Origin of the sequence: Rhodopirellula maiorica SM1, assembly GCF_000346295.1 — a bacterium.
GTDB classification, from domain to species: Bacteria; Planctomycetota; Planctomycetia; order Pirellulales; family Pirellulaceae; genus Novipirellula; species Novipirellula maiorica.
The window spans coordinates 1-12,445 of the sequence record NZ_ANOG01000178.1 but is presented as its reverse complement, the minus strand read 5'-3'; the positions used below and the strand labels follow the sequence as shown (position 1 = coordinate 12,445).

General features: G+C 54.0%; 11 protein-coding genes and 1 pseudogene. 10 read left to right on the top strand and 2 right to left on the bottom strand.

The features are described from left to right. Positions 1-164 precede the first annotated feature (164 nt). The 9 genes from RMSM_RS05450 (at position 165) to RMSM_RS05410 (ending at position 6,857) form a co-directional block, all read left to right on the top strand. Complete coding sequence (locus RMSM_RS05450; protein WP_008692695.1) at positions 165-731, top strand: RNA polymerase sigma factor; 567 nt, start codon at positions 165-167, stop codon at positions 729-731. After that, a complete protein-coding gene (locus RMSM_RS05445) occupies positions 724-1,122 on the top strand; it encodes a hypothetical protein (protein ID WP_008692694.1) in 399 nt (132 codons plus the stop codon). The genes RMSM_RS05450 and RMSM_RS05445 overlap by 8 nt, the downstream gene beginning before the upstream one ends. Before the next feature lie 134 nt (positions 1,123-1,256). Then, positions 1,257-2,222, top strand: a complete 966-nt coding sequence (locus RMSM_RS05440; protein ID WP_008692692.1) for a type II secretion system F family protein — start codon at positions 1,257-1,259, stop codon at positions 2,220-2,222. A 72-nt stretch (positions 2,223-2,294) separates the two neighbouring features. Beyond that, complete coding sequence (locus tag RMSM_RS05435; RefSeq protein WP_008692690.1) at positions 2,295-3,323, top strand: type II secretion system F family protein; 1,029 nt, start codon at positions 2,295-2,297, stop codon at positions 3,321-3,323. Continuing rightward, on the top strand, positions 3,323-4,441 hold the full coding sequence (locus tag RMSM_RS05430) for a type II secretion system F family protein (protein ID WP_008692689.1): 1,119 nt from the start codon (positions 3,323-3,325) through the stop codon (positions 4,439-4,441). Before RMSM_RS05435 ends, RMSM_RS05430 begins: the two co-directional genes overlap by 1 nt. A 2-nt stretch (positions 4,442-4,443) precedes the next feature. Beyond that, positions 4,444-4,869 (top strand): hypothetical protein, encoded by a 426-nt coding sequence (locus RMSM_RS05425; RefSeq protein ID WP_040764234.1) that lies wholly within the window; start codon positions 4,444-4,446, stop codon positions 4,867-4,869. Continuing rightward, the gene (locus tag RMSM_RS05420) at positions 4,866-5,399 is read left to right on the top strand and encodes a PulJ/GspJ family protein (protein ID WP_008692687.1); all 534 of its coding nucleotides are present in this window, start codon (positions 4,866-4,868) and stop codon (positions 5,397-5,399) included. The genes RMSM_RS05425 and RMSM_RS05420 overlap by 4 nt, the downstream gene beginning before the upstream one ends. Positions 5,400-5,464: 65 nt before the next feature. Beyond that, positions 5,465-5,887, top strand: coding sequence for a hypothetical protein (locus RMSM_RS05415; RefSeq protein ID WP_040764233.1), 423 nt, complete (start codon positions 5,465-5,467; stop codon positions 5,885-5,887). A 31-nt stretch (positions 5,888-5,918) separates the two neighbouring features. Next, complete coding sequence (locus RMSM_RS05410; protein WP_008692685.1) at positions 5,919-6,857, top strand: DUF1559 domain-containing protein; 939 nt, start codon at positions 5,919-5,921, stop codon at positions 6,855-6,857. Positions 6,858-6,876: 19 nt separating this feature from the next. Here RMSM_RS05410 and RMSM_RS05405 read toward each other — a convergent pair whose 3' ends face one another. Together RMSM_RS05405 and RMSM_RS05400 are read right to left on the bottom strand one after the other, a co-directional pair. Further along, the gene (locus tag RMSM_RS05405) at positions 6,877-8,133 is read right to left on the bottom strand and encodes an HD-GYP domain-containing protein (protein ID WP_008692684.1); all 1,257 of its coding nucleotides are present in this window, start codon (positions 8,131-8,133) and stop codon (positions 6,877-6,879) included. Between the two features lie 337 nt (positions 8,134-8,470). Further along, positions 8,471-11,797 (bottom strand): LamG-like jellyroll fold domain-containing protein, encoded by a 3,327-nt coding sequence (locus tag RMSM_RS05400; protein ID WP_008692683.1) that lies wholly within the window; start codon positions 11,795-11,797, stop codon positions 8,471-8,473. Between the two features lie 244 nt (positions 11,798-12,041). Here RMSM_RS05400 and RMSM_RS05395 point away from each other — a divergent pair. Further along, positions 12,042-12,445, top strand: a pseudogene (locus RMSM_RS05395) (DUF4349 domain-containing protein); the annotation flags it as partial.

The window sequence follows — 12,445 nt, the reverse complement described above, 5'->3', positions numbered from 1 at the left end:
CCTGGTTCCCAGGCTCCGGCCTGGGAACCCAATGCGCCGCAGGCTCCTGCCTGCCGAGTAAGACAATAGAGGTTGAGTGAAACGCTTTGCCCGCCTGAAGAATAAATCGCGAATTTTTCTGAAACATTAGACAAATCGGCGGCCGTCGCGCATCCTTAGGTCTGATGGCTAACTTTGAAACCTTTTCCGAACGCGTGCGTCTGCATGCCCAACGTATTGCCGAAAGCAGTGCTCCGGCATTATCGGGATTGTACGATTTGACCGCTACGCGGCTGGTTCGCTACGCCACGACGATCACGCGAAATCAACATGATGGCGAAGACGCGGTGCAAACGGCACTGGTTCGCGTTGCCGTCGAACCCGAAAAACTTGCTGCTGCTGAACAGCCGTGGGGCTATTTGCTGAGCATGGTTCGCAACGAATCACTTGTGATCTTGAGACGCAAAAAACGCTGGTCGCTGGTAGGAAATTTGACCGATTTGCTGACGCGGCGGGTGGTCGATTCGGTTGAACTCGAAGATCAACATCGCGCCGTTTGGGCCGCGATGCGAACGCTGCCGGCGGAACAAAGTGAAGTGGTCGTGCTGAAGATCTGGGAAGAGATGACGTTTGCTCAGATCGCTTCGGTACTCGCAATCACTCCGTCAACGGCGGCAAGTCGCTATCGCTACGCGATTGAAAAATTAGCGGGCAAGCTGTACGCCAACGATGCGGAGGTCTCCTATGAATGAGTCGCATCATGACGCCGGCTTCGATGGCGAAAACCATTCGCTGCATGAAATTGAACAGCGGGTTCGAGCTGCGGGCAATTACGTCCGAGTTTCCGAAGACCTGCGACCTCGAACACTCGAAGCGGCACGAAACGCTTGTGACGATACGGCTTTGGAGCGACGGGTTGGCGGATTTTTCGTCTGCGTCTTACTCATGTTCTGCCTCGCGTCACCTTTTGTCGAACTGCTAGGCGATTATCAATCTCGGTTCAGCGGAACGACCTCAGGCGAGGTGCAGCGCAAGGCTGCGGAGCTCTCACAACGATCCGACATTGGGCCTCAGTGGGGCATGTGCGAAGCATTCAGCCAACTACGCCAGAGTCAGGCAAACCGGTTCCGCTTGCCTCGCTGAATCGCGTCATCATTGCCGTCGATTGAAACATCGCAGGTTCGGCTTGTTCGTCACGTCATAGGGATGCTGCGCACTTGCATCCATATTGAATCCACAATTCCCATTCCTTTCTTTTTCACGGAACGTCTCCTCAAGTGAATGAGTTTGATCAGATTGTCGATTTCAACGAACAGCTTGTGGTGATTGCCAGTACCGGCATGCCTATCGCAATCGCTCGTAGTGGGTCACGCCAATCCGTCAAAGAAACAACGTCGCAGTTGCACGCTCGAATCGGCGTGCGGGTCGCGCGGGGTGATTCAATCCGAGCGGCGATCGAGGACGATTCAGAGATTTCGCCTCAATATCGCCAATCGCTACTGCTGCTATTGCGCACCGGAGATACAGCAGCAGCGTTGGATGCAGCGACGGCGATGGCACGTTCGCAGCGAATGCTAAAACGAAATATTAGCCAATGGTTGTTCCAAACAACGATCGTCGTTTTTTTAGCCTTGATGGCGTTTGTATTCACGCTGTCATTCACCACTCCACAACTCGAATCGTTTTACCAAGACATGGGGATCCAGGAAGGTTCCGTGCTTTCCCTGTTAGAGGCATTACGTGAATCGATGGGCGTTTGGTTGGCCGGGTTGCTGATCCTCGGGATCATTGGTTGGTGGTTTTGGCGACGGTACCGGGATCATGTCGATTGGTCCGCCATACCAGGCGGCAAAGGCTATCGCCGAGCAGTCACAAATTCAGAATTAGCGGAGCAGATGGCGACGCTATACGACCAGGGTGTTTCAATGCCAGATAGCTTGGTTATTTGTGGCATTCGAACCGGTGCAGAACCAACCAACAAGACAAAACCTGGGACCGGCGTTGTTCCCGCACCGCTGCTGCAGTGGGCAATCGGTGGGGGCGTCGACGAACAATCTCGCAGCGAAGTGCTTCGTTTCATTGCAGCGATGTATCGGCAAAAGGCCGAGCGATTGGCAACTGTTTGGCGATTTCTCGTCCCCTCGATCGCCACCGCCGTGGTGGGAGGAATCATTGTGCTGCTCTACGCCTTGTCATTGTTTCTGCCTTGGATTCATTTTCTCAAAGTATTAACCCTTGCTTAGAACGCTGCACCTCAATCACCGGCAATGTCTCGTCTGCCCGGTATCAACTTTCTTCCTTGATCACGATCTGCAATGCCCATCTATGTTCCATCCCCCGATTCGACGATACGCCAACAAGTCGAAGATATGTTGCTGCAGCGTGACGAATTGATTGCGGTACTTGCGGCGCTCGCGGACGAGATGCCACGTGGCCGAAGCCGCCGAGAACTGACCCTTTTGGTGCGGCGGTTGCGTGAGGGAGCTTCTGCAAACGCGTTATTGAGCGATCCAGCGACCGCAGTCTGGTTGACTCATGCCAGCGTGTCACGCAAAGAGTCTTCTCCGGCGGCAAAGATGGTCAGCGCGATTGCGTATGCGAATTCCGAGGCCGATTCGCGGTCACATTTTCGCTATGCGATGTTGTACCCAACCATCGTCATCCTACTTGCAGTCATTGTGTTGGTGGTATTGGCCTTCACCGTGGTTCCCTCCTTCGCCAAGATGTACGACGAGTTCGGTTTGCGGTTACCAGCGCCAACACGGTTACTGGTTTGGTTTAGTGAGGCGATTACCACAGCGTCGTTGGCTTCATTGGCGGTTATCGCGGCAATCGTCGTCGCCGCTATCGGTATTTACCAGCTATCCATGCATTTTTCATTAGGCTTGCGTTTGTTTGGGCGTTTCGCGGCCGGAAACACCGGCAGCGTGGCCGCCATGGCCAAGCTTGTCAGCCAGCTAGCAGAGATGCTCGAGATGGGCGCTTCGCTGCCCGAATCGTTGTGGTTCGCAGGCCAGACGTGCGGAAACCGGCATCTTCGCAATCTCGCCGTCCAGCTAGCCAATCATGTCAATCAAGGTTCATTGCCGTTGCGTGAATCCTCGGTCGCGCATCAATTGCCTGCGAACGTCATCGATGCACTTTCGGTCGCACCGGACGCCAAGCCTAATACGATTTTGCTTCATGAAATATCGGCGATGTATCGCCAGCGTGCCAGCTCGCGAGTCAATTGGTTTAGTGGCATCGCTTCGCCGCTCGCCACGCTTGCCGTAGCCGCCGTCGTGGCATTTGTCGTGTTTTCACTTTTCACCCCTCTCGTTAGTCTTGTTTCGGGATTGACCTGATGATCGACGCAATTTTGAATCGTTGGTACAAGTGGAGTCGGCGGTGGAAGTTGGTTCCTTGGTGGCCCAGTGATACCCGCAGCATGTGTCAACAATCGTTGATACGAATGTTGGCGGTGGCAATGTCTCAGCGACTGGACATCTCCCGAATCGTGGGAAATTTAGCACAAGAACACCGTGGATTTTATCGTTGGCGATTGCTTCGATTGTCGAAGCGTCTTGGCGAGGGCAGTTCGTTGATCGAGGCACTCGAGCAGACACCCGATGTGCTCACCCAGGACGCCGTGTTGATGATCCGAGTCGCGACCCAGAATGGGACGCTGGCACAAACGCTGGCCCGTATGGCACAACAACACGACGAACCGCGAAATCGCCGCCAAGCACATTTGCGTCAGATTTTGATTTACGGGTCGATCATCGCGGTGGTAATGACGCCGATCTTATTGCTGATACTGATCAGCTTGGTTCCGATGCTATTGGTGATGGTCAGCGAAGTTGCCGATCCAGACGGCGATTTTGTAATCCCTGCATCGCTACATCTGCTAAATAACGTCAGCGCGTTCGTCTCTGGAGCCAGCCTTTGGTTGGGTATCGCATTTGTGTTGGCGGTTGTACTTGTTTTCAGTCCATTTGCTCGCATGGTCCGGAGAACAGTGAGTCGCTCATTCCCTTCTGCAAACGCGATGGGACGAAACGCCGAGCTATTGCGGATGCTGGCGGACAGCGTCGATGCGGGGCGTCCCTTGCCAGCCGCGGTGTCGACGCTTGCTCGCTATCACTTTGATCCACGCATTCGTCAACGCTTGTTATTGGTTCGCAACGAAGTCGAACAGGGTGCCGAATTATGGGACAGCCTAGCCGAAGCACGCTTAATCACATCGGCCGAGGCCAGTGCGATCACGCGACTAAATTCGAAATCGGCAAGTGGATGGATGCTTCGTCGTTTGGCACAGTGGAAACGTGAGCAATTCGACCGTCGTTGCGATAAGTGGCTTAGCCTTGTGCATCCGGTTTTGATCATCCTGGTCGCATCCCTCGTCGTGCTGGTGTGCATAGGGTTCTTTGAGTTCCTGATTCAATTAACCCAGTTCGTATCGAAACCTCATTTTCAACTATGACAATGATATATATCCGAAGCATTCCTCGTCACAAACATCGACGTGATCATCAGCGTCGCGGGGCTACGTTGTTTGAGTTGATGGTCACCGCGGCGTTGTTGGTTAGCGGTATAGGCGTCGTGGCTCCGATTACGGTGCGCTGCGGTCGATTGTGGCAACAAACGCGATATCGCCAATTGGCACTCGATGAATTGACCAATCACATGGAGCGGTTGGTCGAGCTGCCGATCGATGAAATCGCAAAAGAAGCGGACGAATTCGAGGTTTCCGAAGCCGCCCGCACGCTACTTCCCGATGTCGTGATGGATGCGAAAATCGTACGCAACGACAACGACGCCCAATTGCATCTATCGATCAATTGGAAACGCGTTGGAAACCCCGATCCGCTGCGATTGGTCGCTTGGTTAAATAGGGAGAACGATCAATGATCCGTCAACGAAAAGGGCACACACTTATCGAATTGGTGGTCTCGATGGCGGCGGGCAGCACGCTGATGACGCTCGCCATGGGCTTGGTTCACCAAACGATGACCATGTCGCGAGTTAGCAACGAGCGAGCAAAACATGACCGTGATTCGCAACGTTTAGTCGAACAGTTTCGATGGGATGTGCATCACAGCGACGACGTCCATCGTTCCGCGGATCTCTTTATCGTCGAGACAACCGACGGACGCCGGGTGGCGTATCAAAGCGATGCAAATGAGGTGACTCGCAGTGAGTACCGCGATGGAAACACGGTGCGACGCGAGAATTACGCTCTCGCCGAATCCTACACCGCGACATTGACTGCGAATCAAACACAGCAGCGTGCGACACTTGAAATAAGCTTCGTTTCGAATCAAACCCGCTACGCTGATCGTTTGGAACGGCAAATAACCGCAGCCGTCGGTCGTTACCGCAGCACGATAAGCCTCGGCGCCCACGAGGCCTCTTCGACACGTGACCAGGAGTCGCCATGAATCCCGTTTTCGCTCTCAGCCCCAGGTCAGGTTGTCGCCGCCGCCGAACTGAACATCGAGGTGTCGTGCTCATCTGTACGCTTGTTTGTCTGATCGTGGTTTCCACATTGGTAATAACCAGCGTGACATCTGCGGTGCGGGCACAGCGTGAAACCCGGTGTCGACACCAGGCGATCCAAACCGAATGGTTGTTGGATGCAGGGATCAAACGGGCGATCTCTCAAATGACTGCGGATGAGAAATACGAAGGTGAACATTGGATCCCCGCCTTCGAAACCACGCAGTTTGCCAAAGCTGCCGTCGAAATTACCGTCGAACCGACCACACGCAGTGACTCCTCAGCGAACGTCGTATCGGTAAACGTGGTTGCCACCTTGGCTAGATCGGTGGCCAGCCCCGCGATGGAAATCGCGACCCGAACTCAAAAAAGCTTCACGTTTCAAATTTCAAAACCAACTCCTCATTCCCCATCCATCAACGAAGAGTAAAACCATGCATCCACGATCAAACAACCATCTCATGTTGAAAACGCCCGATTGTCAAACTCGAAAACTCGCGTTGAAAGGGGAATCCATAGGCAGCCCGCTGCGTAGCGGCTTTACTCTGGTGGAGCTGTTGGTCGTGATCGCGATCATCGGAGTGTTGGTGGGTTTGCTGTTGCCCGCGGTTCAAGCTGCCCGCGAGGCGGCTCGTCGATCCGCGTGCCTGAACAACATGATGCAGATCGGACTCTCTGTGCATCATCACGATTTCAGTCACGAGCATTTGCCTGCCGGGGTGATCAGCGAGAACGGTCCCGTGCGGAACGAGCCGATTGGCAAACACATCAGCTGGATGGTGCAGATCTTGCCATTCATTGAACAACAAAATTTGTTCGAGCATTTTGATCAAGAAGCCGGTGTTTATGCGACGGTCAATAGTCCCGTGCGGGTAAGAAACGTTCCGACGTACTTGTGCCCGTCCTTTCCGTCGGCGAAATCCGATTTCACGATACCATTGGACGATGGCACGGAACCGGGATACGCGGCGCTGTCGAACTATGCCGGCTGCCATCACTCCGTCGAGGCACCGATCGACTCGGACAACAATGGGATGTTGTTTCTAAACAGTCGCTTACGCTACAGCGACATTCGCGACGGCAGCTCGCAAACCATTTTGATTGGCGAAATGATTCCTTATCGCAATTCACTTGGGTGGTGCTCTGGTACCCGAGCGACGCTTCGCAACACAGGATCGAAAATCGAAGGCCCCAATCGCTTCCTTGATCTCAGCCTGCAAAAAGATTCTGAATTGGGATCACTGAATGTCGGTGGCTTTGGCAGCTCGCACCAAGGGGGCGGCAATTTTGGTTTCGCCGATGGGTCGACACGATTTTTGAGTCAAAACATTGACCCTAAATTGTTTACGCAATTGGGCGACCGTGCTGACGGAGAACTGCTGGTCGAGGACAGCTGGTAGCCGCTAAATCATCTCCCCCCTATTCGCTTGTCGACTCGGGCGCGTTTGTCGACTCGGGCGGGGCCTCATTCTGGTAGTGGTCTCGATACTCGGCTTGGACCTTCAAAATCTCGGGCAACGCAGCAAAGAACGCGTCCAAGACATTAGGGTCAAAGTGTGTGCCGCGGCTCTCACGGAGGATCGAAAAACACTTCTCGCGTGGCATTGGTTTCTTATAGGGACGTTCCGATGCGAGCGCATCATAGACGTCCGCCACCGCAGTGATGCGGCCTTCCAGCGGAATGTCTTCACCGGCCAAGCCAAGTGGGTAGCCGGAACCGTCAAATTTCTCGTGATGCGTCTGGGTGATACTGGCGGCCAATCGCATCAGTGAACCACTGTCGCGCTCGATGGGACACTCTTCGTAGGTCGATCGCCGCCGCGAGCTACCGTCGTTGATCGTATGTGGTTTGATGATTTGGTGCCCCAATTTGACGTGGGTTTGAATCACGGCAAATTCGCTTGGCATCAAACGACCGGGTTTCAGCAGAATCGCGTCAGGAACCGCGATCTTACCAACATCGTGCAACTGGGCGGCCAATTCGATGTCTTCGACATACCAATCGGGCAGCCCCAGTTGGCCGGCAATCAACCCCGCGAAACGACCGACCCGAATCACGTGATTACCGGTATCATTATCACGCAGCTCGGCAGCGCGAGCCAAACAATAAATGACTTCGCGACGAGACCTTTCAAGGTCCGCGGTACGCTGCTGGATTGTTTCCTCGAGGTCTTCGGTGTGATGTTGTAGTTGGTCTTGGTAGCTTTTATTTTGCAACGCGTTGCGAACCCGAGGTGCCAATTCCATCGGATCGACGGGTTTGATCAAAAAGTCCGTAGCGCCAAGTTCCAAGCAAGATAGTTTGACCGAGGCGTCGTCGTTTGCGGTCAGGATCAAAACGGGAAGATGACGAAATTCGGGTCGATTGCGTAGTTCACGCAGGATGTCGATGCCATTCGCATTTGGCATGTTGACGTCAAGCAGCAAGACATCGGGGCCCGCCGCGATAATCGACTGCAATGCGTTAGCGGTGTCGACGGTCGTTTCAAAATTGCTGTATCCGGCCGCTTGTAAGTGTTTCTTGGCAACCAACACGTTTACCGGTTCATGATCGACGATCATGATTTTCCCATCCACGACATGCTCCGGCCGCGCAGCGGACGTCGACGCAGCGGCAATCGGCAGAGCCGATTGGTCCTGAGGCGTATTGACGGCAGAAGGAATGGACGTGGGCATTAAGTCGAAAGCGGTAAAGACGTCGGAAAGCGATCCGCAAATTCAAGCGATAGAATTCGTGTCGCAAAAACGAGAGTCACTCAGTTCCAAGCATGCGATGTGATTCGCAGCGGCACGCGGCTGAGCTGGTTGAACGGTGCGAATCAGTTCGTCTGGTCGGTACTTTGAACCGCTTATGCGGCTTGTAGCGAGTAAAGTTCACTCCGAGGGGGGCCGACATGTCCGGCAAACCGCCCTCGTCATCAGCTCGTCATCAGCTCGTCATCAGCTCGTCATCAGCTCGTCATCAGCTCGTCATCAGCTCGCCATCAGCTTGTCATGTGGCCATCGATCCGCATCAATCGTCGTCATCCTCTTCGCTGATGATCAGTCCTCGTTGCTTCAGTCCGCGGCCGTGCGCGCCAGCCCATTCGGCGGGATATGGCACATCGTCACCGCGAGCGGCATGCCACAAAATCCGGTTTAACGTGTCTTCGTCCGCACGGTCAAAGCCCTCGAAATCTTCGTTGGCGGTCGCGACGAACCATTTTTTCATATTTTCGGGATAAGCCTCCGGTCCCACAACGATCTTGTTCAGCGGCGTTTCGGGAACTACGGATTCGTAAGGAGTTAGATCGGGAGTGTCCTGAAAGCAATCAAACATGATCGGCGCGGTAGCATCCATTTGATTCATTGGCGGCAATCCCAGAATCCGCTGCATGGTATGCAGCACCGAAGTTTGGTTATAGAAACTGCTGACGACGGCTCCACGCCGAATGTACGGACTTGAGACCAAGCATACGCTGCGGTGTCCGTCGATGTGGTCGTAACCGGCTTGCGGATCGTCTTCGACGACAAAGACCGCGGTTTCCTTCCAAAAGCGGCTTTTCGAAATCGCCTCGACCACTTGGCCCAGTGCCAAGTCGTTGTCGGCCATATGAGCCTGCGGATGAGGCATTCCTGAGGACATCCCCGATGTATGGTCTTGTGGCAGATAGACGATCATAAAGTCATACCATTCCCCTTTCTGCTGGGCGACTTGCAATTCATCAATGAATGCCTTGGCACGCAAGACGTCTGGAATCCGCATGTTCCAACCGGGATAGGTGGGGCAGCTGTATCGTGCCAGCGTCTCGATGCCTATCGATTTGGTAAATCCAATCTTGTGGGTGCCCGATTTGAAATCGTCATAGATTTGGCTAAATGACGCATCTGCGGGAATGGTACCTGCATAATCCATTTCGCCGTAGTTGCGAAAACTCAAACCGTGTAGCAGAACGTTGTCCCAGATAAATCCGGTGCTGCTGTAGTTCAGCGGGTCATCCCCAAACGAGTAACTTCGTGTGAACCCACCAAACGACTTTTCCAAGTGGTCGGTGACATTACCTTCGGTCGCCCACGAGTGTCCGTCCGAACTATTGACGCCGTTACAGTAGAAATTGTCGAGCAGTACAAATTGCTCCGCCAAACGATGATGGTTGGGAGTGATCGCGCGAGGGTAATCGCATAGTTTGGGCTCACCATCGCCTTGCGGCAAATCGCCCAAGACTTGGTCATAAGTCCGATTTTCTTTGATCACATAAACCACGTGTTTGATCAAACTAGGGTGTCCAATTTGTTTGGGAACCGCGACGGGGGCGACATCCTTGGTTTTCGAGGCTCGGATTTGTTGCCGCAACATCCGAGGGACTTGAATCAGCCGGTGCGCCTCTTCGCTGTATCGAGCAAGCTCGGTTTCCGTTGGTACTGCGACTTTGGACACAGCGCCTAAAAATTGCTTGACGCTAAATTTATTGGGGTCGGTGTTGTTCCGCGATCCGATTCCCTTGGTATTGGCGACGTAGATTGAATCGTTGGCGAACACCAACGCCGCAGGGTACCAAGCTGTAGGAATGAATCCGGCCAAATTCCAGGCGGCGTCCGAGTCGTCGCGTTTCAGCACGCCGACCGCATTGTTTCCACCATTGGCGGCGTACAACGTTTGCTCGTCATCGGACAACGCCAACGCATTTGTGGCGGACCCGTACGGCAAATTCGGGTCTGGACGTACCACAATCGATTGCAGTATCGACATGTCCGAAGTGCGAATCATGGAAACGGTGTCCGAGTTCGCGTTGGCAACGTAAATGGTTTCGCCGTCCGCAGCGAGCTCGAGGTCGGCGGGATGCAGCCCTGTGTGGACCTCACGAACTTGAACTGCCGATGTCAAATCAACGCGTCCAACCGTACCGCTCTTGGCGACGCCTCGATCATCGACCAACACCTCAGTGCCACTGGACGGTGCTGATTTCTCATCATCGCGTGGATGTCGGCCTCCCCAATTGCTGACGATCAAAGCCTGCTGATCGGGTAACAGCACGACGTCATAGGGAGCGACACCAACCGGAATTTCTCGCAATAGCTGTCCCGTATCTAAATCGACCTCCGCCACCGTGTTGTTGCGTGACAAACAAACGTACAAACGATCACGATCCGCGTCGTGAGCGATGCCGCAGGGATGCGAGTGCCCACCGTCGGAACCTGGCAATGCGATCACGCGTGACCACATCCACCGGTCGGCTTTCTTGATCGCCTCGAACAACGACCGCTGCGCGTTGGTGGCCCACAGCGTCTTTCCATCCGCGGCAAAAGCGATCCCATGCATCGACGCACCTCCATCGGGAAAGGGCAAACGGTCAATGACTTTCCACGTCTTGGCATCAAAGAACACCACCGCGACATTGTCTTTGACCGCAATCACGTCGTTGTTATCGGAAATCGCAGCATCCACAGGCCGAGCCGGATACATAAATGTGTCGCCCGCCGGCGCGATCAGCTGTGCGTTGGGCAAGCGATCCGAATTCGTATCGCGCTTGGGGCGCGTTTCGAAGGAGCGAATGGTAAACCCATCGAGTGGGTCGTGGTCGATCAGCGGTGCATCGGGATATCGATCGCGTCCGGCGGCGTAAAGAGTTTGTATCGCATCGGGCGACCACACCTCGTCAGTAATCCAGCATTCGCCAACGCGTCCGTTCAGCGGATGCGTTTCATCGCGGTCGACATAGGCACCGATGGCCAGCCGTACGCCCTGGTCGGGATACAGCACGTCGCCTTTTTGCTGTGACGATTGATTGACCATTTTGCCATCAACGAACAATCGCATGGTATCACCGTCAAAGGTCGCACTCACCAATGACCAGCGACCAGCAATGCTAAACAGCGGTGCTTTGCAATACGTCAATAGTCCGTTTCCGTCATCTGACGCGGTGCTTGCCAACGCAAAGGTGAACGAGCGGCCCTGCAGCCCCAGCATCCATCCGTATTCCTCGCCGCCGTTGTCTTCGATGGCACTGATGATTCCGGTCCAATCGGAAAACTTGTCCACCCGAACCCACGCAGCAACGCTGAATGCCGACTTCGGAAGGACTGCGGATTGATTGGGCTTGTCAATTTCAATGAAACTCGATGCGTTCTTGATCCATCCAAACGGAGCGTCCTTGTCGATCGAATCCGAATTGGGCAGTGTTAAACGGGATTCGCCTTGGCGAGCGGAAAGCGTCGTCCCTTGCAGTAACGCGGGTGAAAAATCCCAATGATGAGCTTGATTTTGCTGTGCGTTTGCGGATGACGCCGAACATAACGCGAGAACAAGACATCCGGTGACGAGGATGGAACGGAGACTTCGGCCAAGTGTCATATCAATCATGGTGCATGTGTTCGGAGGTGTGTGTTTTGGCGGTGCTGTAACGTGCTTGCCGTGGGTTTTAACCCAGCATGATTCTGCATGTCACCCAAGTCCCCAATCATTCAGCGTGAAAAAACCGGTAACTTCTTTGTGATTTCACTCGTTTTTTAAAATCCGTAGGGCCGAGTCCCTCGTCGTACCTTTGACGCTCCCGCGTTGGGGGTGCTCGTATTGAACTTGCCATGACAATCGAGAGAGCATCACGATGCCAATTCGCCCCCACATTTCCTCGAATTACCTGCTGATCGTCACCACGTTTGCCCTAATGATGGTGGGTTGTGGTGAGAACCCAAATTCGCGATTCGCAGGCAAGTTGGACATGATCGAATCCTCAGCGAGCGAATCGGATCTCGCCGCCACCGCAGACGCGGTGAGTCGCCAGGGACAAAGTTTGGCGAACATCACGAATTCGACTGTACAAACAGACGAAGAAGAATTGGCCGAACAGTCCGCTGAAAAAAACAAAACAAAACGGCGGATCATCTACAACACGTCGCTTGGCTTGATCGTCAAGACGTATAGCGAGTTCGAAACCTCGCTGCCTCGGTTAGTGAAATCGGTCGACGGATTCATTTCCAAGAGCCAGACCGATCGCCGCTACAACGATCA

Bases quoted from the DNA above. Each gene is read 5' to 3' on its own strand.
- RMSM_RS05420 (WP_008692687.1), top strand. From the start codon at position 4,866: ATGATCCGTCAACGAAAAGGGCACACACTTATCGAATTGGTGGTCTCG.
- RMSM_RS05450 (WP_008692695.1), top strand. From the start codon at position 165: ATGGCTAACTTTGAAACCTTTTCCGAACGCGTGCGTCTGCATGCCCAA.
- RMSM_RS05400 (WP_008692683.1), bottom strand. From the start codon at position 11,797: ATGATTGATATGACACTTGGCCGAAGTCTCCGTTCCATCCTCGTCACC.
- RMSM_RS05425 (WP_040764234.1), top strand. From the start codon at position 4,444: ATGATATATATCCGAAGCATTCCTCGTCACAAACATCGACGTGATCAT.
- RMSM_RS05430 (WP_008692689.1), top strand. From the start codon at position 3,323: ATGATCGACGCAATTTTGAATCGTTGGTACAAGTGGAGTCGGCGGTGG.
- RMSM_RS05435 (WP_008692690.1), top strand. From the start codon at position 2,295: ATGCCCATCTATGTTCCATCCCCCGATTCGACGATACGCCAACAAGTC.
- RMSM_RS05445 (WP_008692694.1), top strand. From the start codon at position 724: ATGAATGAGTCGCATCATGACGCCGGCTTCGATGGCGAAAACCATTCG.
- RMSM_RS05405 (WP_008692684.1), bottom strand. From the start codon at position 8,133: ATGCCCACGTCCATTCCTTCTGCCGTCAATACGCCTCAGGACCAATCG.
- RMSM_RS05410 (WP_008692685.1), top strand. From the start codon at position 5,919: ATGTTGAAAACGCCCGATTGTCAAACTCGAAAACTCGCGTTGAAAGGG.